Source organism: Streptomyces sp. NPDC023723 (assembly GCF_040639815.1).
In the GTDB taxonomy this organism is placed as follows: Bacteria; Actinomycetota; Actinomycetes; order Streptomycetales; family Streptomycetaceae; genus Streptomyces.
The window spans coordinates 1-26,943 of record NZ_JBFAAP010000015.1 but is presented as its reverse complement, the minus strand read 5'-3'; the positions used below and the strand labels follow the sequence as shown (position 1 = coordinate 26,943).

20 protein-coding genes and 1 other RNA gene are annotated in these 26,943 nt (G+C 70.2%); 11 read left to right on the top strand and 10 right to left on the bottom strand.

Features of this window, described 5'->3' with window-relative positions; translation table 11 throughout:
• Nucleotides 1-29: 29 nt before the first annotated feature.
• The 4 genes from AB0G32_RS18240 (at nucleotide 30) to AB0G32_RS18225 (ending at nucleotide 9,987) form a co-directional block, all read left to right on the top strand.
• Nucleotides 30-1,871: a PD-(D/E)XK nuclease family protein gene (locus AB0G32_RS18240; protein WP_361163770.1), complete on the top strand. Its 1,842-nt coding sequence runs from the start codon at nucleotides 30-32 to the stop codon at nucleotides 1,869-1,871.
• Nucleotides 1,864-3,105 carry a hypothetical protein gene (locus tag AB0G32_RS18235; protein ID WP_361163768.1) on the top strand — a complete coding sequence of 414 codons (1,242 nt, stop codon included), beginning with the start codon at nucleotides 1,864-1,866 and terminating at the stop codon, nucleotides 3,103-3,105. Before AB0G32_RS18240 ends, AB0G32_RS18235 begins: the two co-directional genes overlap by 8 nt.
• Nucleotides 3,098-6,865, top strand: a complete 3,768-nt coding sequence (locus AB0G32_RS18230; protein WP_361163766.1) for a hypothetical protein — start codon at nucleotides 3,098-3,100, stop codon at nucleotides 6,863-6,865. The genes AB0G32_RS18235 and AB0G32_RS18230 overlap by 8 nt, the downstream gene beginning before the upstream one ends.
• A 71-nt stretch (nucleotides 6,866-6,936) precedes the next feature.
• Nucleotides 6,937-9,987 (top strand): DUF3962 domain-containing protein, encoded by a 3,051-nt coding sequence (locus AB0G32_RS18225; protein ID WP_361163764.1) that lies wholly within the window; start codon nucleotides 6,937-6,939, stop codon nucleotides 9,985-9,987.
• A 17-nt stretch (nucleotides 9,988-10,004) separates the two neighbouring features.
• On the opposite strand, the gene AB0G32_RS18220 is transcribed toward AB0G32_RS18225, so the two are convergent.
• The 3 genes from AB0G32_RS18220 to AB0G32_RS18210 form a co-directional block, all read right to left on the bottom strand.
• A complete protein-coding gene (locus AB0G32_RS18220; protein ID WP_361163762.1) occupies nucleotides 10,005-10,304 on the bottom strand; it encodes a hypothetical protein in 300 nt (99 codons plus the stop codon).
• Between the two features lie 64 nt (nucleotides 10,305-10,368).
• Nucleotides 10,369-10,518 (bottom strand): hypothetical protein, encoded by a 150-nt coding sequence (locus AB0G32_RS18215; RefSeq protein WP_361163760.1) that lies wholly within the window; start codon nucleotides 10,516-10,518, stop codon nucleotides 10,369-10,371.
• Between the two features lie 136 nt (nucleotides 10,519-10,654).
• A complete protein-coding gene (locus AB0G32_RS18210) occupies nucleotides 10,655-10,882 on the bottom strand; it encodes a helix-turn-helix transcriptional regulator (RefSeq protein WP_361163758.1) in 228 nt (75 codons plus the stop codon).
• 226 nt (nucleotides 10,883-11,108) lie between these two features.
• Between AB0G32_RS18210 and AB0G32_RS18205 the strand changes: the two genes are divergently transcribed.
• Entirely contained in the window at nucleotides 11,109-12,452 is a 1,344-nt protein-coding gene (locus AB0G32_RS18205; RefSeq protein ID WP_361163756.1) for a site-specific integrase, read from the top strand.
• A gap of 41 nt (nucleotides 12,453-12,493) precedes the next feature.
• On the opposite strand, the gene AB0G32_RS18200 is transcribed toward AB0G32_RS18205, so the two are convergent.
• Nucleotides 12,494-15,214 (bottom strand): CHAT domain-containing protein, encoded by a 2,721-nt coding sequence (locus tag AB0G32_RS18200; RefSeq protein WP_280843823.1) that lies wholly within the window; start codon nucleotides 15,212-15,214, stop codon nucleotides 12,494-12,496.
• 281 nt (nucleotides 15,215-15,495) lie between these two features.
• On the opposite strand from AB0G32_RS18200, the gene AB0G32_RS18195 reads away from it, so the two are divergent.
• A complete protein-coding gene (locus tag AB0G32_RS18195) occupies nucleotides 15,496-16,254 on the top strand; it encodes a DUF6338 family protein (RefSeq protein WP_280843824.1) in 759 nt (252 codons plus the stop codon).
• A gap of 855 nt (nucleotides 16,255-17,109) precedes the next feature.
• Here AB0G32_RS18195 and rnpB read toward each other — a convergent pair.
• Nucleotides 17,110-17,512, bottom strand: an RNA gene (rnpB, locus tag AB0G32_RS18190) — RNase P RNA component class A.
• Between the two features lie 33 nt (nucleotides 17,513-17,545).
• Nucleotides 17,546-18,127: a Uma2 family endonuclease gene (locus tag AB0G32_RS18185; protein ID WP_361163993.1), complete on the bottom strand. Its 582-nt coding sequence runs from the start codon at nucleotides 18,125-18,127 to the stop codon at nucleotides 17,546-17,548.
• 154 nt (nucleotides 18,128-18,281) lie between these two features.
• Between AB0G32_RS18185 and yaaA the strand changes: the two genes are divergently transcribed.
• Both yaaA and eda read left to right on the top strand, forming a co-directional pair.
• Complete coding sequence (gene yaaA, locus AB0G32_RS18180; RefSeq protein WP_361163754.1) at nucleotides 18,282-19,064, top strand: peroxide stress protein YaaA; 783 nt, start codon at nucleotides 18,282-18,284, stop codon at nucleotides 19,062-19,064.
• Nucleotides 19,065-19,260: 196 nt separating this feature from the next.
• Nucleotides 19,261-19,896 (top strand): bifunctional 4-hydroxy-2-oxoglutarate aldolase/2-dehydro-3-deoxy-phosphogluconate aldolase, encoded by a 636-nt coding sequence (gene eda / locus AB0G32_RS18175; protein WP_361163991.1) that lies wholly within the window; start codon nucleotides 19,261-19,263, stop codon nucleotides 19,894-19,896.
• On the opposite strand, the gene AB0G32_RS18170 is transcribed toward eda, so the two are convergent.
• Genes AB0G32_RS18170 through AB0G32_RS18160 form a run of 3 tightly spaced genes read right to left on the bottom strand, consistent with a single transcriptional unit; the run spans nucleotide 19,882 to nucleotide 22,815 of the window.
• The gene (locus tag AB0G32_RS18170) at nucleotides 19,882-21,204 is read right to left on the bottom strand and encodes a bifunctional RNase H/acid phosphatase (RefSeq protein ID WP_361163752.1); all 1,323 of its coding nucleotides are present in this window, start codon (nucleotides 21,202-21,204) and stop codon (nucleotides 19,882-19,884) included. The two genes, eda and AB0G32_RS18170, sit on opposite strands and share 15 nt — an antisense overlap.
• 31 nt (nucleotides 21,205-21,235) lie before the next feature.
• Complete coding sequence (locus AB0G32_RS18165; RefSeq protein WP_361163989.1) at nucleotides 21,236-21,979, bottom strand: C4-type zinc ribbon domain-containing protein; 744 nt, start codon at nucleotides 21,977-21,979, stop codon at nucleotides 21,236-21,238.
• A complete protein-coding gene (locus AB0G32_RS18160; RefSeq protein ID WP_361163750.1) occupies nucleotides 21,976-22,815 on the bottom strand; it encodes a Nif3-like dinuclear metal center hexameric protein in 840 nt (279 codons plus the stop codon). The genes AB0G32_RS18165 and AB0G32_RS18160 overlap by 4 nt, the downstream gene beginning before the upstream one ends.
• Before the next feature lie 199 nt (nucleotides 22,816-23,014).
• On the opposite strand from AB0G32_RS18160, the gene AB0G32_RS18155 reads away from it, so the two are divergent.
• Nucleotides 23,015-24,166, top strand: coding sequence for a hypothetical protein (locus tag AB0G32_RS18155; protein WP_361163748.1), 1,152 nt, complete (start codon nucleotides 23,015-23,017; stop codon nucleotides 24,164-24,166).
• A gap of 96 nt (nucleotides 24,167-24,262) precedes the next feature.
• Entirely contained in the window at nucleotides 24,263-24,436 is a 174-nt protein-coding gene (locus AB0G32_RS18150; RefSeq protein ID WP_361163746.1) for a hypothetical protein, read from the top strand.
• A gap of 59 nt (nucleotides 24,437-24,495) precedes the next feature.
• Here AB0G32_RS18150 and AB0G32_RS18145 read toward each other — a convergent pair whose 3' ends face one another.
• Nucleotides 24,496-25,416 carry a MaoC/PaaZ C-terminal domain-containing protein gene (locus AB0G32_RS18145; protein ID WP_361163744.1) on the bottom strand — a complete coding sequence of 307 codons (921 nt, stop codon included), beginning with the start codon at nucleotides 25,414-25,416 and terminating at the stop codon, nucleotides 24,496-24,498.
• A gap of 174 nt (nucleotides 25,417-25,590) precedes the next feature.
• On the opposite strand from AB0G32_RS18145, the gene AB0G32_RS18140 reads away from it, so the two are divergent.
• Nucleotides 25,591-26,805, top strand: coding sequence for a sensor histidine kinase (locus AB0G32_RS18140; protein ID WP_361163742.1), 1,215 nt, complete (start codon nucleotides 25,591-25,593; stop codon nucleotides 26,803-26,805).
• The last annotated feature ends 138 nt before the right edge of the window (nucleotides 26,806-26,943 follow it).

Here is a 26,943-nt window from a genome sequence, read left to right as displayed (position 1 = left end):
TGCCCATGCCGCCATCCACGGGGGTCACCATGCAGAATCCATCGGGTGTCGTCGGCCATGACTGGCTGATCAAGGCGAGCCCCCGGATGGCCCGGCCCGACGACGCGGCCTGTCCCACCCACCGGCGCACGGCGATGCGCCCCCTCCTCGTCGCCGAACCGCCCGTACCGTTCCGGCCCGACCCGCGCGAGGAGTTCCCGTTCGCCCCTCTCTTCACGGCCCTCGACCTTGTGGAGCACAGTGGCTGGCCCATCGAGCGGGTGCGTGAGGAACTCCGCAACACCCGCGGCCCCTTTCGAGGGTGGGGCGCCCCGGTCCACCCCGCTCACCTGGCCTGGACCGCCCACACCCTGGAGCGCTACGTGGCCGCCCGCCACCAGGAGCAGGCTGCTGCCGTCGAGGCCGGACTGCCCCCGACCGAGCCGGTGTTGAAGCCATGGACGTGGCGCACCCTCCGCACGGACACCCCCGATCCGCGTGGTGTCCGGCAGTACGAGCACACCCTCTGGGGGCGAATGTACGCCTCTGAGGACGGAACGGTGCGCGACCTGTGGCTCCCCTCCCTGGGCCGCGCCAAGACCGGCCGCCCCGATGCCGAACTCGCGGCCGTGGCCAAGGTGATGGCGTACGGCGCGCCCACGCCGCGGCGTAAGGCGCGCAGCGAACCTCCGCCCACTGCGACCGATGTCGTCCGGCCGCCCGGACTGGTCCGCGTCTTCGATGTCGGATGCGCCGACGGCTCCGTACAGGGGCTGCTCTCCACAGACCCGGCCGAGGCGAGCCGGCGATTCACGGAAGACGCCGTGCCTGCCTTCCTCTCCGCCGCGACCGGAACCGGTGTGCGGCCCGGGGAGAGCTGCGTCGACTGCAAGGCCCTCGCCAGCTGTACGGATCTCAAACGCACCCCGCGGCTGTGGAACGGGCGGCCCCCGGTCCCCGTTCGCAAACGCCGCTCCATATCTGTCTGGGATCTGCGCCTGCACGCCGAGTGTCCTGCCCAGTACCACCTGGTACGGCGGCTGCACCTCAACGATCTGTCCAGAGAGAACCAGGGCGCACAGCGCGGCCGGGCCGTCGATGCTTGGCTCGACGCGCAGCACGCCGAACGCCCAACGCGGGGCTGCCGGGACCGTCAGCCCCCGGGGGCGGTCGACATTCGCGCCCGTACCGTACTCGACGACGCGTCTGCACGCGAGGCCGCCGCCATGCTCGCCGAGCACCGGCTGCTGTGTCCGCTCAACGGGCTCGGCGCCGACGAGGAGGTGCTTGTACAGCATCGAGTAACGACGTACGTGCCCGAGCTCGACGTCGTCGTCCTCGCCGTACCCGACCTGGTGTACACCCATCGCGGACGATGGATCTGGCGCGAGACCAAGACGTCGGCCCGCCCGCTGTGGGAACGCGAGTCACTGCTCCGGACCTACCCTCAACTCGCCCTCGGGGTACTGCTGTTCCATGCAGGTGCGCTCGGCGCCGAGCCGCGCCGGTCCTGGGTCGAACTGGAGCACCTACGCGAAGGTCATGGGGAGAGCCGGCTCGAACCCATCGACCCCGGCCGCGCTGAGAACGTCGACGAAGCCCGGGCCGTCATCGCCGAACTCGCCCAGCCACTCCTGGACGACACCACGTACGAACCGAGGACCGGGCGCCACTGCCACGGCTGCCAAGCCCGGATCTGGTGCCGGCCCGGCACCGCCTACGTCAACGACCATCCACGCCCGGGAAGCCCCGCCGTGGACACCCCCTACGAGGAGACACCCCGGCGCGTACCTGACCAGCAGCTTGCGCCCGACCGCCTGTCCGCCCCAGGCGCAGCGACCTCGCCGGATGCGGGGCCCACACCGAGAGGAGAGGCCTCCGCTCATGACTGACCAGCAACTCGTACCGGACTGGCTGTCCAACCCCGATGTCGTCCTCCTCCGGGACGTCGCCACCGCCGTCCTACACCTGGCGGCCGTCGACCGCCTCGACTCTTTCACCCTGCCCTACCCGCCCGCCGCGCAGCGCGCCTTGGACGCCCTCGTGCTCCAGTGCCTGCGCAACAGGGCCAAGCCTCCAGCAGGGGTGCCCGAGATGATGCGCTGGGCCCGAGCCCGTCCCCTGGGCAGCTGGCCCCTCGACAGGCTGCCCGCCGACCTGTTCGACGCCGCCGACCGACTCATCGACGCGGATTCGGGAGAGCCCGCGCAGCTCTGCCACGAACTCGCCGTGCGGGGACACGGCGACAGCACCGGACGACAGTACGACCGTCTGGTGATCCACGAGGCCCTCCGTGCCTGCCGCGCCATGTCATCGCCCGAGTCGTACACGGCCTTCCGCCGCCTTCTGGTCACCCAGCCTGTGCTCACGGAGGCGGACTGGACCGAGGTCAGTACGGACCTCTTCCTCGACCCGGTCCGCTTCCTCATCGAGGAGATCTACGCCCCCGTCCCCCTCGGGTTCCGCCGGAACGGGGCTTACCTGTGCTGCCACCGCTGCCTGACCCTGCTCCACCCGGTGTCCAACAACGAGTGGTGGTGCGAGCGTGACCAGTGTCGGCACCGGGGCCCCGCACCGCACGGGAGGGAACTCGTCGCGGCGGAAGTGGGTGAGCTGCGCCAACTGCGCAAGCCCCTGCGGCAGTTCGTCACCGGTCCCGGACGCTCCGAGGTATCGCTGGAGAGCGAACTGCGTGCCCTCGGGCTCACCGTCGAGATGTGGCCCGGCTTCGACGCGTACGACCTGCGTGTCACCTTCCCCGACGGCCACGTGTGGGCCGTCGACGTCAAGGACTGGGCACACCCCGCCTTCCTCGGACGCGCCGCCACCACGGTCCGCGCCGAGCCGCCGTACGACGAGGCCTGCTGGGTGGTGCCGAGCTTCCGGGTGCGCGCCCGCCGCGACTACCTCGACGTCTACACCCGGGAGCGTGGTGCGGGGGCGGACGGTCTGCGGCTTCTGACTGACAAGCAACTGATACGGGCCGCACGGCTGCGGCTGTCCGGCGAACGCGGACCGGACGCGTCCATCGCGCCCACCCGCACAGTGCGCACCCAGTCGCCCCCGACCGGAAACCACACGGCGCCGGCCGATGGCGCCCGGAAGAACGGAGCGGATCATGCGTGACCGCAGCAGCTGGTACCAGCCAGTCGTCGCCGCTCTGGGTCCCTGGCCCGAAGAGCATGCCCGGACCCGGCCGACCCTACTCTGCCAGGTCGAGCTCGCCCTGCGGTTACTGGAGACCGTGGCACCCGGCCACGCGGCCGACGGAGCGTGGACACTTCTCGGCGGTCATGGTCTCCGGTTCGCGCAGGCCGCGAAACTCCCCATCGGAACCGCCGAGCAGACCGCGCTGACCGCAGCCCGACACCTGCTCTGGCCGATGCGCCGCGGCCGGATGTGGCGGCAGAGCCTGGATGCCTACCTGGAGCTGCCCGAACGGCTGCGCGCGTACTACGTACCGGCGGCCGGGGAGCCTGCTCTCCGGCTTTCCCTCAAAGTGGCCGCCGATCGCTTCACCACCTACGACGACGCCCTCGCGGACCTCCCCGGCTTCACTACGAAGCCGCTCCCTCAGGCGGAGGCAGGAGAACACCGCTTCATGGACCGTCGCCACCGGCGCACTTCCGTCTCGATCCCCGCCGACCTCGTACGCGACCCCTTCCCCGGCCACCCCCTCACCTCCGAACGCCCGGCCACCGCAGGCCCCCTCGATGTACCACTCGACGAACTCGCGGATGTAGCACGGTGGATGGATGCGGAGGAGGGGCGGCGTGGGCTGGCGGCGGGAAACTGGGAGGAGCGCCTCGACCACCTCGATCTCGACACCCGCACCCCGGACGCAGCGGCCTTCGAAGAGGCAGAAGCACTGCGACTCGACCGGCTCACCCACCTCGTCGGCATGGTCGGCGCCGGCAAGTCGACCCTGATGACCCTGCTAGCCGTCTGGGCTCACCGGAACGACCTGCGCATCACCCTTGTGGTCGGCGACGTGGCCGAACAGCTCACCCTGACCGAACTGTTCCGCGCGCTCGGCCTGAACGCCGCCCTCGTCCAGGGCGGTACCACGCGGCCCCAGCACACCCAGCGGCTGCACCGCAGGCTCGCCGCTCGCGGGGAACACTCGTTGCTGGCCCACACCCTCCCCGTCTTCGGCCACCTGAGCACTGCATGCCCGCTGGACGCCCTCCGGGCCCTCGACACGTCGGAGCCGCTGCGCTACACCGACGCACCGTGCGGCGCCCTCCACCCCGCGCCCAGCAAAGCAGCCATCGAGGAGCTGGCAGGCGAGCGCGTCGTGCGCGAACTCGAACGCGCCCGCGGAGCCGTCGGGAGGGAGACGCCCGCAGACGATGCCGACAACGAGGACTTGGGCACCCCGCACGCCTGTCCGCTGTGGAGCGTCTGCCCCCGGCACTCATCCGCCCGTGACCTCGTCGACGCGCTTATCTGGGTGGCCAACCCCGCCAGCCTGGTCCAGACCGCCGTACCGCGCCAACTCAACGCCGAACGCCTGCGGTACTTGGAACTGGCCTGCCTACGCAGCGACATATTGATTGTCGACGAGGCCGACCGCGTACAGATGCAGCTCGACCAAATGTTCGCGCCGTCGGCCACCCTCGTCACCACCGGTGTCTCCGAATCCTGGCTCGACCAACTGCAGACCCATGAGATCGCCGAACTCGCCCGGCAGGGACGACTCCAACTCTCCGAGCAGGACGTGGAACGGTGGTCGGCCGCACTGGACATCGTCGGATCCGCAGCAGACAGGCTGTACGCCATGCTCATCGACGACGAAGGGCTGCGGAACTGGGCGCAGATCGACTATTTCAGCGCCTGGACCCTCCAGGAGAAGCTGTTGCACGCCTGGTACCCGCCAGTGTCAGGCCGGGCCGAAGGGCAGTCGAACGACCGAACGGACGAAGGAGGTATCGAAGATGAGAGCGCGCTGTACGAAGACGAAGACGGTCTCGGAGACGACGGCGACAACACAGCTCCGGAGGCTCCTTGGGCACAGCGCCGTATCGAGATCACCCGGTTCTTCGACACGTTCCGCGACGATCCGCTCGGCGGGCGCGGCCCCTACGGGACGCCCGCAGACGAGCTGACCGCCCTCGCCCACGACGTTCTGCACACCCTTGACGAGAAGCGGACACGGCGCCGCGTCCGCAGCCTCCTCGACTCGCTCCTCATCGGAGCGCCGGTGCCGGAGCAGCGCCGCGCGCCCGTTACCAAGCGCGGCAAGGAACCGGCCTCCGAGGACGTACCCCTCACCGAGGCATGGCGCGAACTCAACGCGCGCCGACTGGAATTCACCCTCGTCCTCGCTGCCCTGCACCAACGCCTGGACCGAGTTACGTTCCTGTGGCCCCAGGTGGAGGCGGCACTGCGGCTCGACGCAGCCAGCCACGAACTGACCCGCCGCCCGCCCCTCGACTACGCGCCCCTCCTACCCGAGGCGCCCATGGGAAATGTGCTCGGCTTCCAGTACCTGGTAGACGAACGTGCCGCGGCCCGTAACAAGGACGGTCACCGCACCGGTACTCTACGCTTCTTCCGCTGCGCAGGCGTGGGCCGCGAGCTGCTTCTCAACCTTCCCCAGCTCGGCGCCGACCCCGGCCGCGGTCAGGCGGGCCCGCATGTCTTGTTGATGTCGGGCACCAGCTGGGCCGGCACCTCCACCAGGGCACACGTCCTGGCTCCCGTGCGCGCGGTACTCAAACCGCAGAGAAAGGCGCTGGACGCCATCCGGAAGACCGTTTTCCGTACCGAGTTCCTCTACGACGCCGCCGGGCAGCCGATCCGGCTCTCCGGGCAGGACCCTGACCATCGCGAGGACGTCCTGCGTCTGATGATCGACCGGCTCGCCCGGTCCCGGGGCGACGGAAACTCCTCTCCGCTGCAGAGTGAACTGGCCCGCATCCCCGACCAGCGCCGCAAGCGCGCCCTGCTCCTGGTGGGCAGCTACGCCGAGGCCAAGGTGGCCGCCGCCGCCCTGGACGAGATCCCGCGCTGGCGCGGCCGGGTGCGTGTTCTGGCAGCTGACGACGCCGAGTTGGAGACCGCGGTCGACGGTGCGCCCCCATCGGGCAGCCGGACATCGGACACCGGATCGCGTACGGGATCAGGGGCCGGAGCGGTCCGGCGCGGAGACCTCGCCTCCTTCGCCGACGACTCGGACGCCGAACTCCTCGTCGCTCCCCTCCTGGCCGTCGAGCGAGGGCACAACATCCTCACCGTCCCCCAGCGTCCGGGCGAGGAGAGAGTGGCGGCGTTCGGGACGGTGTTCTTTCTGGTCCGACCGCACCCGCGCCCCGACGACCTGACCCTGGCCGTCTTCGCCGTCAACGACTGGGCGACCCGGTTCGTACGCGGTCAACTGACATGGCAGGAAGGGACATTCGACGAGCTGGTTGCCGAGGCGGGCAGCCTGGACGCGGCTGGCGGCGCCTTCCGAACCACCGCGCGCGGCGTCTGGCGGCACCTGCTGTCCCGGCCCTATATCTACTCCTCGCTCCCTGAAGACGAGAAGAAATCCTTCGTCTGGGACCAGCTCGTCACCATCTGGCAGGTCATCGGACGCCTCGTGCGCGGCGGCGTGCCCGCCCGCGTCGTCTTCGTCGACGCGGCCTTCGCGCCACAGCTCGCAGCGGCCCAGGCGCCCTTCACCGAACAGGGACGGCGACCCCGCCGTACCAGTGACCCGGGATTGCTCGTGCGGCTGCGGGACGTCCTCGCCCCGTACTTCGGGGAGAGCGGGGGCGCCTTTGGGGGCGCGCTCCCCGACCCCGCTGACGCCGAGCTCGTCAAACTGCTCTACCGCCCGCTATACGAGGCGCTGTGCGTCATGGGAGCGCCTCCGCCCGACCCTCTCGACGCGGGCTGACAGGCATCGACCGACGCCGTCGATGATCTGGCCTGCCATCGACCACGTACGACTTCGCAGGGAGAACCGACATGTACAAAAATACCCGCCGATCCGCGTACCACCTCGCCGAAGACAGCGCTCCCTGGACTGAGGACTTCCGCGCGCTGGCCTTCCCCGAACACTGGCACGCCGGACTCCTCGATCTGCACAACCACGGGCGGGACGAGGGGAAGCAGCTGCTGACTCTACCCACCCGCCGGTTCGACGGTGTCCTCCAGACCCTCGCCCCTGACGTGATCGTCCGCCCCCGGCCCCGGACGCCCGTCGAGCCGGGTCCGCAGGTAGCCGAGGACTTTTGGATGTACGTACCCGCCTCGGTCCCTGATCCGCTGCCGGGCCGTTCGATGCAACAGCTCCTTGATGCCTGGCTGCGCACACTGGGTCCCAAGGGCGCCGCACAGGACCCCGGATTTCGCTCGCTTCTGCTCGCCAGCAGCGCCGACCTGAAGCGAAACCTGCCCACGTGGCAACCGGTCGCCGGCGTCGAACTGCTCACCGCGCCGACCACCGCGGGCGGCACCGCGGCCCCCGAGCCAAGGCAGTTCCAGCTCGCCACCGACGCACTGGCACGCCGCATCCTGGCCCTCGGTGCCTACCCGTTCGAGGGCGGACAGCTGCGCTTCCGTGCTCTGCCCCGGGGGCCGCGGGACCAGGGCGCTGAGCTCATGTCGCAGCCCCTATGCCGGACCGTCAAGCGGAAGGAATGGTGGTTCTCCGTCGTCCTGAACATCTCACTGCACACAACACCGTTCGACCCCAGGCCGCGCCTCCACCTGCACTGGGGCGTACGACGCTGGGCCACCCACCCGCGGGGCACGACCAAGCGCCTCAACCTGCCCTACCGTGAGGCCACTACGGCTTACCTCCGTCCCACCATCCCTTGGCTCCCCGGAGCACCGGCCACCGAACGCTACGCCGTCGCCCGGCTGCATCGCGACCGGGCCGCCGATACCTTCGTCTGGTCAGAGAACGACACCGCTGGCATCCTGCGCGGACTCAGCCTCGCCGGCAATTTCCCCGACCCCGAACAACTCCTTACCGAGCCGGTCTCCTGGATCGGCGAGGGCCGAGGCGTCCGCGCCGCCGTTGTCCACAGCACCCGGATGGGCAAGCACGAGATCGGCGTCGGCTTCATGCCCAACCAGCGGGCCCAGCTGACCGAATGGGCCGAACAGGCCCTTCCCAAGGCGTTGGTCCGGGTGCCCGATCTGACACGGGGACGCGGCAAGGGCATCGCCGCGCCGGAGAACCGGCGGCCCAAGAAGAGGACCGACGAAATCAAGAAAGCCGAGGGCCAGGCCCGGCGCGTGGCACTCGCAACGCAAGCCCGGATCGACGGCCGTGGTCCACACCAGGATGCCCCGCCCGTGGTGGAAGCCCGGCTGCTGTGGCAGTCGCCTGAGGTACGCAAGGAGGCGGTGGCACAGTTTGCTGAGGTCCTGGGACTCGATGGCGACGGCGGTGTCTCCGTCGCACACGTCACGGATCAGGACTTCGACGAGGCCAGGCCTGGGTCACCGATCGTCCTCGAATGGCGGACGGCTGAACTTACCCTCCGCCTGCGCTGCTTGCCCCTCGCCGATGGGCTCGGTGACCGGCTTGTACCCGATCCCGCCGTCAAGGCAAGGGACGCAGCCCTCGCATCGGCCGTCGCCGAACGTCGCCGCGCCTTGCATACCTGGCTTCACGCGGACGGTGTTGTCCCCTCCCGGCCGGGCCTCGCGCTGGTGGAGATCGCGCACCGAAGCACCTTCCGTCCCACATCGACGGACCCAAAGTTCGCTGTCCGTCTCGGGTGCGCCGACGCCGGGCTGCTGACCCAGTTCGTCGTGACCCCGTCCACCGACCGTCAGATCGACAACGCGGAAGATATCGATCACCGCACGCACAGTTCCTGGCTTGACGGACTGCGCCAGCTCGGCGTCCGCGTCCTGCCCCAGCACACCCTCGGCGACGACCTCCCCGACGCGCTGCAATACGCGGCGGTGTGGATGGTGAAGCGCCGCAAGGATGGCCCGACCCGGCTGCCAAAGCACCTGCCCGTGGCCGTCCTGGTCACCCCGCTGCCGGATGGGGAAGGCATCGCGTCCGTACGCGGCTGGGACGACAGTACGGGGGAGTGGGTCTCCTACCCACGTTTCCTCCTAGGCCTGGTGAAGCAGGCCGAGATCGACCCCGAAGGATTCGCGGAGCCCGAGCCTTCGACCGATGGCCCGCACACCAGCGCGCCCCGAGTCACCGGCAAGCAGTGGCGTACCAACCTCACCCAGCAGCGCAAGGAGACCGCGGCCTTCCTCCAGCGCGTCCTGCACTCCCTGCGCGGGCAGCCCACCGTCCTGATCACCCATGCGCAGAACAGCAGGCTTCACTGGCCGTGGCTCCAGGACGGGCGCATCGAACGCGACCTAATCAGGACCGGTCACGCCCCCGCCGGCCGTCTCGACGACGAGCTCCGGCTCGTCCGTGTACGCGGGTGCGGTGGACGCGAGAGCGCCCAGTGGTGGGGACTGGCTGACCCTGGCAATCCCCATGGTCAACCGGCCGGTTTCTGGAAGCAGACTCCCGGCCAGGACCATGGAGAACCCGTGAGTGAGCGAATCTTCTACAGCACCACAGAACGCCCCGCAAGCCACCCGGTCTCACCCTCCCTCGACCGGCTCGCCACCAGGGTCAACGCGGCAGGCAACCTCACCTCGCAGGCGGGCACCAGCGCCTGGAACCCAACTCTGATGGAGATCGCGGTACTGGGTTGCCACGAGGACGCCGACCTGAATGCCCGAGTACCGGGACAGGCCGACGACGCCGAGGCACTCGCCCTCGCCATGCACCAGCTGCGCCAGGCACCGGACTATGTCTCAGCGCTGTCGCTCCCGTTGCCACTTCATCTGGCGGGACTGGCCCAGGCCTACGTCCTCCCTGTTCTTGCCGAGCGCGACGAGAACCCGGGCGAGGAAGCCACTGAGGCCAACGCAGAACAGAGAACAGAGGACCTCGACCCAGACCTGACCGATGCAGCCGGACTGTCCACGGAACCCGACGTGGACGATGACTATGTGGCGGAGCCGCCCAGCACCTCATGAGCAGGGCCGTTGATCGATCACTCCGGGATCCGTGCATGCAGGCCAAAGCACACGACGCTGAAGTTGATCAGCAGCAGCGACGCGATGGCGCTATTGCCGAGCAGGAGCAGTTCGGCCGCCATGAACAGGGCGTTGTTGTAGCCCAGTCCGTGCCTGGTCCACTCCCCCGCGCCCGCGAACAGGGTCAACTCCAGCCGCTCCAAGGCGTGGGCCAGGGTGGCGTCGCCGGCGACGCCGATCTCGCCGCGCAGGACGTCGGAGCCGATGGAGAACTTCTGCAGGTAGCCGGTGTTGATGTCGTCCCGGGCCGCGGCCATCGCATCGTTGTCGCTGATGTGGTGTTCCGCGCGGCGCAGGATCCCGACCAGGGTGCTGGCGCTGTCACCCTCCTCGTCGAAAGTCGTCCTCGCCCTGGGCGCGCGTGGCCGGGTAGCTAGCGAGGATCTGCGACAGCCTCGATCCCCGGCCCGAGCGCAGCTCAGCCTCCGCGTCCCGGGACGGCCGCAGGTAGGTGGCCTTCAGGCCGTCCATGCACGGGAGTGCGGCAAGGGCTGGATGCCTCGACGGGTTCCTGCCCACCACACGCGCGGGACTCAGGACGAACCGCCAGACAGCGAGGACAATCCACGGCCCCAGCGCACCTGACGAAATCACGATCCTCGGATTGTCACCTCAAACCATCAGGGGCAGATTTACCGGATTCTTCCTGGGCGATGTGATTGACGAGTTCCCCCGGTTCCACATCGAGCCCTGCAGCGATGTCCAAGAGCGTAAGAACGCTGGGGCTGCGCTGTCCGTGCTCGATATAGATGAGACCCCGGAAGCTCAGTCCGCTGCGTTCTGCGAGTTCTTCCAGGCTGTATCCCCGCCCCTCTCTGAGGCGACGGATTTGCATACCCAGGGACAGGAGTCGCGGGTCCGGTGACGGTTCACGTGCTGGCACACGGCGACTCGACCGTCACACCTTTGCGTACACCATGAACAGCTGTGCATAACTACTGGTTGTAGCGGACAGCATCGCCCTGGCGGACAGCAACCAGGCAGCCGCACACGTCGCCAAGCCAGTGCGAAAGGGGGCGGCGACAGGTCCGGCACGCAGCTCAGTTTCGTGGGCAGGACACATGAGCAAACCAGTCGAGCCTTTCGACCGCTGGCACAAGAGATATCCAAAACCAGAACGCGGTGACGTGCCGTGCCGATGCGGCACGCCACTGCAGCCCCTGTATCCGTCCGCCGACCACGGCAGGGGCCATCGCTGGCAGGCCCGGTACACCGACAGTTCAGGAAGGGAGAAACGGCCTGCCTTTGCCACCTGGCAGGAAGCCCGCGACTGCCTGGACAAGGTGCTCACAGAATCCGATAGGAAGGCGTCGCGGGACAACAATCCGGGCAGCCTGCAGGTTGAATACTTCGCAGCCGAAATGATGGAGAGGAGACGCAAGAGGAAGAAGAACTCCAATACCTGCGATACCTACGAAAGCCATCTCCGCAGCCACATCCTGCCCTTCGTCGGCCACCGCACTGCAAGCAGCCTGCGCCGCCCCGATTCCATGACCTTCGTCGACTACCTCCTCGACAAGGAAGGTATCGACTCGGCCTGCACCGTCGTCCAGATCTTCAAGACCTGGCGCATCCTCGTGCATTACATGCTGGACGAGGATGTCCCGCTCCCTCCCAACATCGTGGCGCGGATCGAGCTCCCGGATGTCACCCCCCGCGTCAAGGTCGCACTGTCCCCTGGGCAGGTCGCGGCGGCCGCAGCGGCAATGCGGAAGGTCGCGCCGCGGTATGAGGTCCTGATCTGGCTCGGCGCCTGTGCCGGACTACGCCAGGGCGAGGCCTTCGGGCTGAAACGAAGTCAGGTGGCCTGGCAACACGATCTGCTTCACATCGAAGAGCAACGGCAGCGAGGTAGGGCCGTACGCCTCAAGACCAAGGCCAGTTACGCCACCTTGCCGGTGGATCGCTTCCTGACCGAGCGGCTGACACACCACGTGTCACGGTTCTCCGAACCGGAGCCCGTCTCGCCAGGCGCCGAGCGCCGCCGCCGGGCACGCGGCTACGTCGAGCCGCCGGACGAGGGCCTGATCGTCACGAACCGCTATGGCCGGCCCGTACTGATCAGCGAATTCCATCAGAAATGGCGAAAAGCAGTGAAGCAAGCCGGGCTTCCGGAAAGGACCCGCTTCCACGACCTCAAGCACTTCTACACCACCACGCTCGGCGGCTCCGGCAGGCACGATCCGAAGACAGTGCAGGCACTCTCCCGGCACGCCAAATTCTCCGAGACCTGGGACACCTACGCCCACCCACCCCTCGCTGTAGAGGAAGTCACGGTCACCGTGTTCGGAACAGCGTTCTCACACATCGACACACCGGCAGGCGCACTACGGAATGGGGCAACCTTTGTGGCTCGGGCATCGGACACGTCATTCTCGACACCTTTCCGGCGTGGGCAGCTCTGAGCTTGACAGCATGCCAAAAGGGAGCGGTATGGAGATGTGGCTCAGACAACTCCGGTGATCTTGAATGCAGCCCAGAACAGCGGGTTGTCGGCGACCTGTTGGTCAAGGTGGCTTCGCCAGTCCGGAAGCATCGCATCGATTGCTGATTCGGCGGCGCACACCGGACTTGCCTCCGAGGACACTCGCCACCGGTGCTCACGTAGGTAGCGGATGGTGTCGGCGTAAGCGGTGTTGGAGTCCGCGCCGACGCCGAGGTATGCGTGAAGCACAGCGGAGAACACGACGCCTTGCAGGTCAGTGATGTCCCACAGAGTGGAGATCACCGCTCTTGCGCCGCGGGCGAGAAACGCGGACTCGATGCTACGCAAGGTCTGCACAGTACGACCGGTGCCTTCGTGCGTGCCCGTTCTGCAAGCGTTCAGGATGACCAGGTCGACACTGGAGAAGGCCCCGTCTGCGAGGACCCCGCTGGAAGTGAGCATGGCCGTCCCCAGCGAACCGCCGTGCAGAGCGAGTCCGGCAGCCCAGCGATTCGGATGTGTGAGGCCGTGTGCCGCGACGTGGACGATCCGGGCCATGGGCATCATGTGCAGAGCGCGGTCCGGGGTCGCCTCCTCCTGCGTGAGAACTTCGACGCTGTCGTGGAGACCGGCGATCACGTCGGCTTCGCACAGTGGCCCGCCGATCAGCTCGATGCCGGGGAGGTGACCACCGCCGTGTGCCACCACCAACACCTCGACCACGGCCGCATGCCGCTGGGAACTCTCGATGGCGGACACAAGTCGAGCCGTAGGGGCGTAGACCACCTGCTCGAAAGCATCGGACAAGGTTGAGGTGCGCGCGCTGTCAAGCGGAGCTGCGTGGAGAGGCAATAGCTCCAGCGGAGCCGTGGGGCTGAGCACCAACCGACGGACTTCATGGGGCGTAACCGTCTCGATGATGGCTTGTGCCGGCCCAACGCACTCGGCGACCAACTGCTCCAGGTAGTCGTGCCACGCACGTCGCGGGTGATCCGGTGCTTGCCGTGTCCATTCATCAACCGCGCTGGCCAGAGGCCCGAGGGGGAACTCCTCGCACGTAACCAGATCGAAGTGCGAGTGGCCCGCACTAGTCCGGCACACCGCGAGCTGAAGTGTTCCGTACCGGTTGATGAGGTGGACGAACGCCGTTTGTTCGTCCACCGAGGGCTGGCCGGAACGGCCGCTCAACCGTGCCTTGCCGTTCCCTCGCCCTGTGGCCGCCCGAAGGAGTTCCATAGTGCGCTGCCTGCCCTCGACAGCGGCCTTCAACTCCGCGCCCACCTCCAATGAGCTTTCCCCGTCGAGCAGGCCGGCGGCATGCCGAGCACGTACCCGGGCGAGGTGGCGTGCGGCCGTTACGAAAGATTGGTACTCAGCGCCGTCGGACTCCAGGACTAGCTCGTCATGAATGTCCTCGCCCTTCGCCGTTTCGCAGGTCTGGAAGGCGACCTCTGCGGCCTGATCGTGGCCCTCAAGGGCGATCCTCTGCCTTATTGTCTGCGTCTCGTCCCCGACCAGGCGGCGGAGCGCCGCGATCGCAGCTTCCTTGACACGGGCGCACACCTCTTCCGACAGACCGAGCCGGATGCTCCCCACGGCCCTGAGCTCACCGTCGCCGACAAGCCGGACGATACTGAGGCGGGCGTAACCAACGGTCGCAAGATGCAGCAGTTCCCAAGCCTGCTCCGCCCAGGAGAGGGAGTAGGTGTACGGAGCCCGGAACGGAGGGTCAGGGTCGGCCGGAAGCGTGGGGAACTCGAACCACAGCCTCAGACCATCACCGTAGTCCTCGACTCCGATGCCATACCGTGTTGGCGGCTCCATAAACTCCCGCACGGCCGCCATATGCGTGTCCGTCTCCACTGTGGCCAGCCAGACGGGGTGAGGACCTGCCTGTCTGTGGAAGAAGCGGGTTCCGCATGTAATGATTTCCTCGGACATCCAGTCGGGTACCGAGGAGTTCCGGGCGACGGAATCCGGTTGCCACAACAAGGCGTCATCTGGACTCAGTTCGGCTCGATGCATGCCCCAGCCCGCCCGAAGGCACTCCTCTCCGTACCGTTCATCCTCCGTCATGGGCACGATCAGCTTGAGCTCATGTGCTGTGAGGTGAGATGCCAGTTGACCCATCTGCGCATCCCACGCGTCGAGGTCCCTGCGTAAACCCGTCAAGAGTTCTGGTGAGAGGCCCCTGACGCGATGCACGGTGTCTTCCAGATCGAGGCGGTGGTGCCAACGCTTCACGACCTCCGTGAGGTCCGGCCTATCAGCCAGCCCCGGCCTTGTGCTCAGAAAAGCATCAGGGAGGGTGATCTTCATCAAGCCTCTGGTGACGAGGAACTGCGCGCACGCCTTCGCCGTTCCGGTGGCGGACTCGTGCAGGAGATCCGGGGGCAGAAAGGCGAAGGGATCCGCAGCGTTGGTCAGGACGCCGTCGACAAGCCGGTCGCCTTCAAGGCACCAGACCGCCGTGAGCTGGTCGCGGACCTTCTCCGGTGAGTGTGTCGACAGCTGGCGTCCCGCCCACAACTCAATCAGCAAGGCGTGGAGTCCGCCCACGTCCCACCACCGTTCCCACGGCACCCCACCGCTGCGAACCGTGCGCAGGACAGGCATGACGAGGTCGCAGGCCACCACTGATTCGGGTACCCCTGGGACGACAAGGCCGGTCGATCGGAGCTGATTGCCGATGGTCTGCGGAGAGCTGCATCCCATGTCATCCGTTGCGATGCGGGTCAGCACGGTAGCAAGCGTCAGCTGATCATCCGCGACCCATGAGGGGAACATGTCGGAACGGCATGTCTCGGGTCTGAGTTTGTGGCAGACCTGCCTTGCTAGGCCGTCGACCCATGTGGTGCGTATTCGAAGCAGATGGTCCCGCATCACTCGTCCCGGCCTCCCCTACAGTGAGCAATCGCCACGCCAGTATGTCTGCGGTACCCACAAGTCATCGCGGGGTCAGGGGACATCAGGCCATCAGGTCGCGAGGATCCTGCACCCGCTGTCCGGAAGGGCATACGACGATGCCGCACGCACCCACCACGGTCACCCAGGTCGTGATCGTTCTTCTTCTGGTACTCCCCGGCGTGACCTACCAGTTCGTCCGCGAACGCGCCCGGGGTCCGATCCCGGGCCACAGAGACCTCGGAGAGCGCATACTCCGAGCCGTGACCGCGGGTATCGCTCTCGACACCCTTTACGTCCTGCTCGCCGGCCCGTGGTTGGTGCACCTCGTCTACGACCGTCGCCGGGGCTGGCTGACCGGCGCGGCCGACAACCCTCGCATCGCCGCGCTGACAGCGACAACCCTGTTTATCGTGGTGCCGGCGGCTGCCGCCGGGCTCACGTCATGGCTGGGCTCGCGAGGAAGCGGATCCACCTACGACCCGATCCCCACAGCATGGGACAAGCTCTTCCAGCGTCGGAGCCACTGTCTGGTACGTGCCCGTCTGAAGAGCGGTCACTGGGTGGGAGGGTATTACGGGGAGAGGTCCTACACCTCCGGCTACCCGGAAGCCGCAGACCTGTATCTGCAGACCACGTGGGCCATGTCCGGCGCCGGATCGTTCGAACGTCCGCTGCCGCATTCCGGCGGGATCTATATTCGGATGGATGATGTGGAGTTCCTCGACTTCGTCGAGGTTCCTGGGGCCGAAGAGGGAGACACGGCAGGTGACCGAGACACGACCGCAGTTGGACCCCAACGGGAAGAGGGGGTACCGGCCCGTCGGCAGTCGGCCCGAGCCGACGCAGGCTCCGCCGACGCCACCTCCGGTCGCTGATCCGGACACCGGCACGGCCGACGAAGAGTGACGCGAGGCGTCCGTCCTGCGGAACCGTCGCACCTTCACCACGGCCCGGATCAGGGTTCGCCCGTGCCACCCGAGCTGAGTAGCATGCCCATCCCTCAAGGCGTGGTCTAGCGGTCCCTCCTAAGGCGCGTCGGGGTCGGCCCCGCCATGGCGAACAAGCGAACGGGCCGAGGCATACATTGGCCGGCTTCAGATCGCGGTGCAGCAAACCCTGGTGCCCACCGGCTTCCGCTCGCCGAGCCGGCCGAGTGGGGGGAGAGGGGGACAGCTCTGACCGATGCGCCGCCGTCACCGGGCAGCCAGACGGAGTCCAGCGACGTCGACGGTCTTGCCCCGCCTCGGAGCCGGATCCCACCCCGATCTCGTCGCACAACTGCCTCACCAGAGCAGCGAACTTGGCGGAGTCCGCCTCGGCACGGTTGGCGGCCAGCTCCGACAGCCTCCGCAGGGCGGCGAGTTCGACCTCGCTGCCGCGTCGGTCCTCCTTCTTCTCCAGCATCCTGATCCGCGCGGAGACCGTGGCCCGCCGGGCGGCTGCCCCGTGGCGACCTCCCCGACCCGGGGGGCGCGGCCTCCCCCGTGACACCAGCCCTCTCCACATGGGACGCGCCGGACAATACTGCTGAGTGCGCTCGACGCTTCCCGTCCCGCCGCCCGCCGCCTCCTGAGCCCCCTTACACCCCCGGGGCGTCCGAAATGACCCGTCTGCCCCTCGACGGGTTGGACACACCGGACAATACGCGAGGGCGAATTCGACCCGGATTCGACCCGAAGGGTTTGTTCAGCTACTAAACATGGCCTCTGACCTGCTGAAACGTAGAGCGGCAGACGAGTCGGGCTGTACGCCGGGTTCTGTTCCGGAGGGTCCTCGCGGACCGTCCGGCGACGGCCATCCATCTAGGACCGGCGTTGCCACCGGCCTCCAGCGGTCTACCCGCGGACTCGGGCGGGCCGCCCTCGATCGTCCGCGCAGAAGCACCAAGGTGCTTCCTTCTTGACCTTGCTCCGGGTGGGGTTTACCTAGCTGCCCAGGTCGCCCTGGGCACTGGTGGTCTCTTACACCACCGTTTCACCCTTACCCAGCACCTGGGTGCTGGGCGGTCTGTTTTCTGTGGCACTGTCCCGCGGGTCACCCCGGGTGGCCGTTAGCCATCACCCTGCCCTGTGGAGCCCGGACGTTCCTCGGGAAGCCCGGTGAGGGACTTCACGCGGCCGTCCGCCCGGCTCGTCTGCCGTGTCGACCATGGTACCGGGCCGGACGTCAGAGGAAATCCGCGGTGTCCAGGTCGAAGGCGAAGGGGGCGGGGATGGGGAGGGGCTTGCCGAGGGGGCGGGTGCGGTGGTCCCGGTAGTCGTCCCGATGATCGACCCGCTCCGGATCACTGAACAGCGTGATCGACGCATCCTCCCGGTCGACGAGGAGGTAGAGCGGGATGCCGCCGCGGGCGTAGCAGCGGCGCTTGGCCTCGCGGTCGGCCCGGGGCTTGGTGGAGGTCACCTCCAGGACCATGGCGACGCCGTCACAGGGCATCCAAGGATCGGCGCCGCGGTAGAGCCGTAGCCGGGTGGGGGCGAAGGTGCCGTCCGGGATCGCGTGATCCTTGGGGCAGCCGTCCCCGCTTCTCAGCTTCAGGCCCTTGTTGCCCGAGAAGTCCATGTCGGTCGCGGACTTCCTGATCACCTGCTTGACGATCAGATTGATGTAATCCTCGTGATCCCCGTCCGGCGGCGGTGTCACAACGATCTCCCCCTCGATCAGCTCGGCCCGGAAGCCTTCCGGGGTGTCGAGGGCGAGGAACCCCTCCAGCAGGACATCCGCCTGCGTGAGCGGTTCGTGGGCCATGGCGGTCATGTCACGCCCCTCCTTCGGTCGCTCGCCAGAGTGGGACATCGGAAGATCACCTGTCGCCGGGATCGGGAACCGTTCCCTCGATCGTGGCACACGGGCCGGGCCCGTACCCTGTCCCGGGGCCCGGAACCGGATTCGAGGAGTACGTGTGCTTGTCCTGCTGCCGCCGTCCGAGGGAAAGGCGTCGTCCGGGCGGGGTGCCCCGCTGAAGCCGGAGTCGCTGTCGCTGCCGGGGCTCGCCGGGGCGCGGGCCGCCGTGCTCGACGAGTTGGTCGAGTTGTGCGCCGGGGACGAGGAGAAGGCGCGGGAAGTGCTCGGGCTGAGTGACGGGCTGCGCGGTGAGGTCGGGAAGAACGCCGCGCTGCGGTCGGCCGGGGCCCGGCCCGCCGGGGAGATCTACACCGGGGTGCTGTACGACGCCCTGGACCTCGGTTCGCTGGCGGCGGACGCGAAGCGGCGGGCGGCGCGGTCGCTGCTGGTCTTCTCCGGGCTGTGGGGTGCGGTCCGGGTGACCGACCGGATTCCCTCCTACCGGTGCTCGATGGGGGTGCGGCTGCCGGGGATCGGGGCGCTCGCCGGGCACTGGCGGGCGCCGATGGCCGAGGTGCTGCCCGCGGCCGCCGGCGACGGGCTGGTGCTGGATCTGCGGTCGGCGGCGTACGCGGCTGCCTGGAAGCCCAAGGGCGAGGTGGCCGGGCGGACGGCGACCGTGCGGGTGCTGCACGCGCCCACCCGCAAGGTGGTCAGCCACTTCAACAAGGCGACCAAGGGGCGGATCGTGCGGAGTCTGCTGGCGGAGGGGGTCGCGCCCGCCGACCCGGCCGGGCTGGTGGAGGCGCTGCGGGATCTCGGGTACGTGGTGGAGGCGGCGGCGCCCGGGCGGGCCGGGCGGGCCTGGGCACTGGACGTGCTGGTGGACGAGGTGCACTGACCGAAGAGGGTCCGATTGCGCGATTGCAGCATGTGCAACGATCGTTGCGCATGCTGGCGGGGGCGGGCACGATGGCGGCATGACGTCTGTGCCGCCCGCCACCCCCGCCGCCACCCCCGCCGCCACCCCCGCTGCCACCCCAGCTGGCACTTCCGCTGCCACTTCCGCTGCCACTTCCGCCCCCTCCGCTCCCAGCATCCCCGCCCCCTCCGTACTTGACCTCGCACCCGTGGTCCCGGTCGTGGTCGTCGAGGACGCCGCCGATGCCGTGCCGTTGGCTCGGGCGCTGGTGGCGGGCGGGCTGCCCGCCATCGAGGTCACCCTGCGGACGCCGGCCGCGCTCGACGCGATCCGGGCGGTCGCCGCGGAGGTGCCGGCGGCGGTCGTGGGCGCGGGGACGGTCATCACGCCCGCGCAGGTCGAGGCGGTCGTGGCGGCCGGGGCGCGGTTCCTGGTCAGTCCGGGGTGGACGGATGCGCTGCTGGCGGCGATGCGGGCGTCCGGGGTGCCGTTCCTGCCGGGGGTGTCGACCACGTCGGAGGTGGTGGCGCTGCTGGAGCGCGGGGTGCGGGAGATGAAGTTCTTCCCGGCCCAGGCGGCGGGTGGCACCGCCTATCTCAAGGCGCTGGCCTCGCCCTTGCCGCAGGCGCGGTTCTGTCCGACCGGCGGGATCACCCTCGCCTCCGCCCCCGACTACCTCTCCCTGCCCAACGTCGGCTGCGTCGGCGGGAGTTGGATGCTGCCCGCGGACGCGGTCGCCGGGCGGGACTGGGCGCGGGTGGAGGCGCTGGCCCGGGAGGCGGCGGGGCTGCGCCGCTCAGCGCAGGTGTGAGGTGTCGTTGAAGAGCCGGACGCTGGCGCCGCCGTCGGCGTAGTGGGCCACCACCGACAGGGAGGCCGCCGACAGTTCCATCCGGAACAGGGCCTCGGGCGGTGCGCCGAGGGCGAGTTGCACGAACGTCTTGATCGGCGTGACGTGCGAGACCAGCAGCACGGTCCGGCCCGCGTACGCCGCGGCCAGTTTGTCGCGGGTGGCCGCGATCCGGGCGCCGGTCGCGGCGAAGGACTCGCCGCCGCCGGTGGGTTCGGCCGCCGGGGAGGCGAGCCAGGCGTTCAGGTCGTCCGGCCAGCGGTCCCGTACTTCGCCGAAGGTCAGGCCCTCCCAGGCGCCGAAGTCGGTCTCGCGCAGGCCCTCCTCCACGGTGACGTCCAGGCCCAGGCGGGCGGCGACGATCGCGGCGGTCTCCCGGGTGCGGGCCAGCGGGGAGGCGACGATCGCCTGGACGGTGCCGCGCCGGGCGAGCGAGGCGGCCACCTTCTCGGCCTGTCCGCGGCCGATGTCCGACAGGGCCGGATCGCTGCCGCCGCTGCCCGAGAAACGCTTCTGCGGGGTGAGCGGGGTCTCGCCGTGCCGGAGCAGCACGAAGGTGGCGGGGGCGCCCAGGTCCGGGGGTCCCCAGCCGGGGGCGGCGGCGACCGCCTGCGCGGCACCCACGTCAGCTACGGCCTGCACGGAACCCGCGTCAGCCACGGCCTGTTCGACCACCTGCGCGGCGTCCCCGTCAGCCACGGCCTGTTCGACCACCTTCGCGGCGTCCCCGTCAGCCACCGCCTTCGCGGCACCCGCGTCAGCCACCGCCGTCCCCCCACCGCTGCCACCGCTGTCACCCCTGTCACCCCTGTCACCGCTGTCCAGCTCCGCCGTCGACCCGGACGGCGACCACCGCTCCCCCCGCGCGCCCGCGTCCATCGCCTCGTTGGCGAGCCGGTCGGCGTGCTTGTTGCTCGCGCGCGGGATCCACTCGTACGTCACCCGGTCCGGCGGGAAGACCGACCGCGCCTCGGTGGCGAGCGGCTTCATGTCGGGGTGCTTGATCTTCCAGCGGCCGGACATCTGCTCGACGACGAGCTTGGAGTCCATCCGGACACGCACCCGCGCCGCCGGGTCCAGTTCGCGGGCGGCGCGCAGGCCGGCCAGCAGGCCCCGGTACTCGGCGACGTTGTTGGTGGCCACGCCCAGGTACTCGGCGGTCTCGGCGAGCGTCTCGCCGCTCGCCGCGTCCCGCACCACCGCGCCGTAACCGGCCGGACCGGGGTTGCCCCGCGACCCGCCGTCCGCCTCGACCACGAACTCCCGCACGGCCACCACCTCGCCCCGGCCCGCCCGCGGCCTACAGGCCCGAGTCGGACGTACGCACCAGGATGCGGCGGCAGTTCTCGCACCGCACCACCGTGTCGGGCGCGGCCGAGCGGATCTCGTTGATGTCGGTGATGGCCAGCTCCTGGCGGCAGCCCTGGCAGGTGCGCTGGTAGAGCTTGGCGGCGCCGATGCCGCCCTGCTGCTCACGCAGCTTGTCGTAGAGCCCCAGCAGGTCGGCGGGGACGGAGGCGGCGACGACCTCGCGCTCCTTGGTCACCGACGCCACCTCGCCGTCGATCTCCTCGAAGGCGGCGTCCCGGCGGCCGGTCGCGTCGTCGATCTTCGTCTGCACGGAGGAGACCCGCTCGGTCAGCTCGGCGACCCGCTCCTGGGCGGACTCGCGGCGCTCCATCACCTCCAGGACCACGTCCTCCAGGTCGCCCTGGCGCTTGGCGAGCGAGGCGATCTCGCGCTGGAGGTTCTCCAGGTCCTTCGGGGAGGTGACGGCCCCGGAGTCCAGGCGCTGCTGGTCGCGGACGGCGCGCTGGCGCACCTGGTCCACGTCCTGCTCGGCCTTGGTCTGCTCGCGGGCGCAGTCGCTCTCCTCGGTCTGCGCGGCGACGAGCAGGTCGCGCAGCTGGGTGGCGTCCTTGCTCAGCGACTCCAGTTCGGCGTGCTCGGGCAGCGAGCGCCGCTTGTGGGCGAGCTGCTGGCGGCGGACGTCGAGGGCCTGGACGTCGAGGAGTCGGATCTGGTCGGCGGGCGCGGCGTTCAGTTGGGGGCTCCAGGTGAAGGGGAGTGGCTGGTCCAGGGGTCGGTGACCGTCTTCGAGACGTGGACCCGCAGGTCCCATCCGTGCCGGTCGGAGATCTCGTCGAGCTGGCCGGCGGCCAGTTCGCACCAGGGCCACTCGGTGGCCCAGTGCGCCGCGTCGAGCAGCGCGAGGGAGCTGTGCGCGCGGGCCTCGGACGCCGGGTGGTGGCGCAGGTCCGCGGTGAGGAAGGCGTCGACGCCGGCCGCCCGTACGGCGTCGAAGAGGCTGTCGCCGGAGCCGCCGCTGACGGCGACCGTGCGCACCAGGGCTTCGGGGTCGCCGGCCACCCGGATGCCGTGCGCGGTGGCGGGCAGCCGCTCGGCGGCGCGGGCGGCCAGTTCGCGGACGGTCAGCGGGTGGTCGAGGGCGCAGATCCGGCCGAGGCCGCGGCGGCCGGCGGGGTCGGCCGGGTCCGGCACCAGCGGGCCCGTGACCCGCAGGTCCAGCGCGCCGGCCAGCGCGTCGGAGACACCCGGGTCGGCGGTGTCGGCGTTGGTGTGGGCGACGTGCAGCGCGATGTCGTGCTTGATGAGCGTGTGCACCACGCGGCCCTTGACGGTGGAGGCGGCGACCGTGGTCGTCCCGCGCAGGTAGAGCGGGTGGTGGGTGACCAGCAGATCGGCGCCCAGTCGGACCGCCTCGTCGACGGTCTCCCGGACCGGGTCGACGGCGAACAGGACCCGGCTGACCTGCTGGTCCGGGTCGCCCGCGACCGTGCCCACCGCGTCCCAGGACTCGGCCCGCTCGGCGGGCCACAGGCTCTCCAGCGCGGCGATGACTTCTGACAGACGGGGCACGGACCCAAGGCTACCTGCCTGTTTCGCGGCGCAGTACCGTCGCTGCCGCCCCCGTCGCCGGCCCGAGCCGGACCAGCACATCCGCTGCTCCTCCCTCAGGCGAACCGTTTCGCTCCCATCCGTTCGTGTGAAGCGGGCGCTGCCCGTGCCACGTCCGTGCGTGCGAAAACTAGCGTTCGTCGCCGGAGGTGACCGAACGATGACAGCCTGTGCTATCGAGCCTTCGGCGGACCAGGGGAACGACGGGACACCGCGGGCGGGCTGTTCCCTCACCGTGGACGGGACGTACGCGGCGCGCCTGGCGGGCCGGGGCGAGGCCCGTTACCCGGAGCGCTGGACGCTGGACGGCCCCGAGCCGTACGCCGTACCGCTGCCCGGCAATCAGCCGGAGGAGCCGGACACCGAGGTGCAGCCGATGGGCGACGGCCGGGTGCTGATCCACCGCCGGACCGCCGGACGGCACGTCTTCGCGCTGCTCTACCCGACCGGTCCCGGCACCGGTGAGCTGCCGCTGGGCGGTGTGCGGTGTCCGGACGACGGCACCCGGCTGCGGCTGCTGCCGCCGGCGCCGGACGGCGAGACGGCGTACGCCCTGGAGGTCGGACCGCGGTCCACGGCCGTGTGGCTGGTGGCCGGCGGCACCTTCGGGCCCGAACACCTGGCCGAAGTGCCGGGTCGTTGTTCGGGCGGGGTGTGGCTGGACCGCACGGCCCGGATACTCGCCCTGGACCGGGCGGTGGAAGGGCCCGCCGGACCGGTGGTCAAGACGGTCGTGGTGGACCTGGAACGAGGCGGTGAGGTCTCGCCGCTGCTCCAGATCGCCGCCGGCAGCGACGACCGGCTGCTGCTGGCCGATCCGGACAGCGGGCTGCTGCTGATCCGCTCGGACGCGCCCGCCCCCGGGCAGGGCGCCCGGCTGGGCTGGGGGGTGCTGGGCAGCACGCTGCCGGTCCGCTTCCCGCGCTGCCTGCGGCTGCCGGACCGGGTGGTGACGCCGTTCGCGACGCAGCCCGGCCAGATGCTGACGCCGGAGCGGTGCGCGGTGGCGCTGCGGGTGGACGGGCCGACCGGCAGCTGGGTGGGGATGTGGCGGCCCTCCGAGCGGCACCTGCACCAGTTGCCCGCGCCGCGGGGCTGGCTGGCGGGGGCGGGCTGGTGGTCCGCCGACGGCCTGCTCCAGCTGCCGTACAGCACGGCGGAACGCCCGTGCGCCGTGGCCGCCCTGGCCGTGCCGGGCAGCCCGGACCCGCGCTCCGGGCCGCACCCGGAACGGGAGCCGGAGCCGGCCTCCGCCGCCCCCCGTCCCGTCCCGCTCCAGGAGGCCCCGCTGGCGCGGCTTGTAACGAAGTAGTGCCGGTTGGTACGGCCGTCTGGATTCGCCCCGAGGCGTGCCGGATACACTCCTTCGGCTGTGGAAAGATCATGTTGACGGGGTGAATTCCTTCCGATGAACGACGCCAGCACGAACCAGCCGATGCGGGCCGACGGTGCCGACGTTCGGGCGACGGCCGACTTCGGCCACGGCCGGCACCGCGGTCCGGTCTCCGCACAGGACGCCGAGACGGCCCCGCAGGGCCGGCACCGCAAGGAGGCGGCCGAGGAGAACGGCACGGCCGCCTGACGCACACCGCGCGAAACCACGGCCCCGCCCGTCAGCACGACGGCCGGGGCCGTCGCACGTCACCGCACGGCACCGGAACCGGCACCGAGGGCGTCGGCACCGGGGTCCCGGAGGACATCGACGGCACCGGTGAGCACCGGGGCGTCGGCCCGCTCGGCCACCCCCACCGCCAGCGCCACCCGCGCCACCGCCGGGTCCTCGTGCCGCTCCCACCACATCCGCACCCGCAGCGTCTCCCCCGGGTACACCACCCCGGCGAACCGCGCCCGGCAGTCCCGCACCCGGGTCACGTCCCCGTCCAGCAGCGTGTCGACGACCGCCTTGAGCGTGCTGCCGTAGGTGCACAGCCCGTGCAGGACCGGGCGCTCGAAACCGGCGCGCGCCGCGAACGCGGGATCGGCGTGCAGCGGGTTCCAGTCGCCGCTGAGCCGGTAGAGCAGCGCCTGCTCCTCCCGCACCCGCCGCTCCACCACCGCCCCGGGCTCCCCGCCGGGCACCTCGGCCCGCCCGGCCGGCCCGCGCTCCCCGCCCCAGCCGCCCGCCCCGCGTACGAAGATCTCGGCGTCGTCGGTCCACAGCGGCCCGTCGGCGTCCGCCGCCTCCCGCCGCAGCACCAGCACCGCCGCCTTCCCCTTGTCGTACACGGCGACGATCCGGGAGGTCAGGGTCGCCGTGCCGCGCACCGGCAGCGGCCGCCGTACCCGTACCCGCTGGCCGCCGTGCAGGACCCGGGCCAGGTCGACGTCGACGCCGGGCCAGGACAGCCCGTCGATCACACCGGGCACGCCCGCGCCGGCGACCGTGGCGAAGCTCGGCAGTACGTGCAGCCGGGACTCCAGGGTGTAGCGCAGTTCGCGGGGGTCGGTGGCGGGGACACCGGCGCCGATGCCGAGGTGGTACAGCAGTACGTCCTTGTGGTCCCAGGCGATCTCGGTGGTGCGGGGTGCGGCGGCGAGGGCCGCTGCGGCGTCGACGGGCACGGTTCTCCTGTCTCTCCTGTTTGCTGACCGGCTGCTCCGAGGGAACCAGGACATTCGTCCCGCCGAAACCCGTACAAGCACCTCTGCCGCGCCCCGCCGCCCCCGACGAGAATCGGACGCACCGCGAGGGAACGCGAGGAACGCGAGGGAACGCGAGGAAAGAGGACCGGAACCATGACCCGACCACGGCTGCCGCGCCGGATCGCCTGCCGACTGGACGCCTGGGACCTGGCCCGCGATCCGCGCGGCGGGGACGAGCCGCCGGGCCCGCCGCCCACCGGCTTCGCGCTGCTGCCCTGGCTGCTGATGGGGCTGGGCTCGCTCGCCAACATCTTCCAGGACGAGACGTCCGAGCCGATCCTGGCCGGCGCGGGCCTGCTGGCCTTCAACTCGCTCTACGTCTACGTCACGTTCCGCTCCTTCGACCACACGAAGCGCCGGTCGCCGGCGACCCGGCTGGCGCTCGTCCTGATGGGCCTGCTGACCTGCGTCCTCGGCCTCGGCTACGGCGGCACCTGGCTGCTGTTCTTCCCGCTGCTGGGCCTCGCGGCGGGCGCCGCGCTGCGCGGCCGGCGGCTGGCCCGGTGGGGCTGGACGCTGGCGACCCTGGCGGGGGTGGTCGCGGGCGTCAAGGACGGCTGGAGCGGTGTGAACATCGCGTACGGCACCCTGCTGTCGACGATGGTGACGGCGGCCATCCTGGGCCTGTCCGACGTGGTACGGGACTTGCGGGCCGCCCGTGAGGAACTGGCCCGGCGGGCGGTGGCGGAGGAGCGGCTGCGCTTCTCCCGCGACCTGCACGATCTGCTCGGCCACACCCTGTCCGTGATCGTGGTGAAGGCGGAGGCGGCCCGCCGGCTGTCCTCCCGTGACCTCCCGGCGGCCCTCACCCAGGTCACCGACATCGAGGCGGTCGGCCGCCAGGCGCTCACCGAGATCCGGGAGGCGGTGACGGGGTACCGCGAGGGCAGCCTCGGCACGGAGCTGGACCGGGCCCGGTCGGCGCTGTCCGCGGCCGACGTGGCACCGGTGGTGCACCGGTCCGGGCCGCCGCTGCCGCCGCGGACGGAGGCACTGCTGGGGTGGGTGGTGCGGGAGGCGGTGACGAACGTCGTACGGCACAGCGGGGCGAGCCGCTGCGAGATCGCGGTGCTCGGGAGCGCGGAGCGGGTCCGGCTGACCGTCACCGACGACGGTCCGGGGCCCAGCGGCACGTCGGCCGGTCCGGGCACGGGCCTGACCGGGCTGACGGAACGCCTGGCGGCGGCGGGCGGGTCGCTGACGGCCGGGGCGCGGGGGAAGGGCGGGTTCGTGGTGCGGGCGGAGCTGCCGGTGGACGGCGCGGCACACCCGGCCGTCCCGTCGGCGTCCCGCGCCGCCGCGCCGTGAGGCGGGCGGCGCGGTCGCCGCCGCCTGCCGCCTGCCACCTGCCGCCCGCCGCGAGCGCGGTACGCCCCGCCTCGGTGAGGGCGTGCTCGATACGTCGGCCGCGGCCTGCGGACCGAACGATGAGCCCACGGTCCACGA

Excerpts from the sequence above, each read along its gene's own strand:
- AB0G32_RS18240 (WP_361163770.1), top strand. The coding sequence starts at position 30 with ATGCAGAATCCATCGGGTGTCGTCGGCCATGACTGGCTGATCAAGGCG.
- AB0G32_RS18235 (WP_361163768.1), top strand. The coding sequence starts at position 1,864 with ATGACTGACCAGCAACTCGTACCGGACTGGCTGTCCAACCCCGATGTC.
- AB0G32_RS18230 (WP_361163766.1), top strand. The coding sequence starts at position 3,098 with ATGCGTGACCGCAGCAGCTGGTACCAGCCAGTCGTCGCCGCTCTGGGT.
- AB0G32_RS18225 (WP_361163764.1), top strand. The coding sequence starts at position 6,937 with ATGTACAAAAATACCCGCCGATCCGCGTACCACCTCGCCGAAGACAGC.
- AB0G32_RS18220 (WP_361163762.1), bottom strand. The coding sequence starts at position 10,304 with ATGGCCGCGGCCCGGGACGACATCAACACCGGCTACCTGCAGAAGTTC.
- AB0G32_RS18215 (WP_361163760.1), bottom strand. The coding sequence starts at position 10,518 with ATGGACGGCCTGAAGGCCACCTACCTGCGGCCGTCCCGGGACGCGGAG.
- AB0G32_RS18210 (WP_361163758.1), bottom strand. The coding sequence starts at position 10,882 with ATGCAAATCCGTCGCCTCAGAGAGGGGCGGGGATACAGCCTGGAAGAA.
- AB0G32_RS18205 (WP_361163756.1), top strand. The coding sequence starts at position 11,109 with ATGAGCAAACCAGTCGAGCCTTTCGACCGCTGGCACAAGAGATATCCA.
- AB0G32_RS18195 (WP_280843824.1), top strand. The coding sequence starts at position 15,496 with ATGCCGCACGCACCCACCACGGTCACCCAGGTCGTGATCGTTCTTCTT.
- AB0G32_RS18185 (WP_361163993.1), bottom strand. The coding sequence starts at position 18,127 with ATGGCCCACGAACCGCTCACGCAGGCGGATGTCCTGCTGGAGGGGTTC.
- AB0G32_RS18155 (WP_361163748.1), top strand. The coding sequence starts at position 23,015 with ATGACAGCCTGTGCTATCGAGCCTTCGGCGGACCAGGGGAACGACGGG.
- AB0G32_RS18150 (WP_361163746.1), top strand. The coding sequence starts at position 24,263 with ATGAACGACGCCAGCACGAACCAGCCGATGCGGGCCGACGGTGCCGAC.
- AB0G32_RS18140 (WP_361163742.1), top strand. The coding sequence starts at position 25,591 with ATGACCCGACCACGGCTGCCGCGCCGGATCGCCTGCCGACTGGACGCC.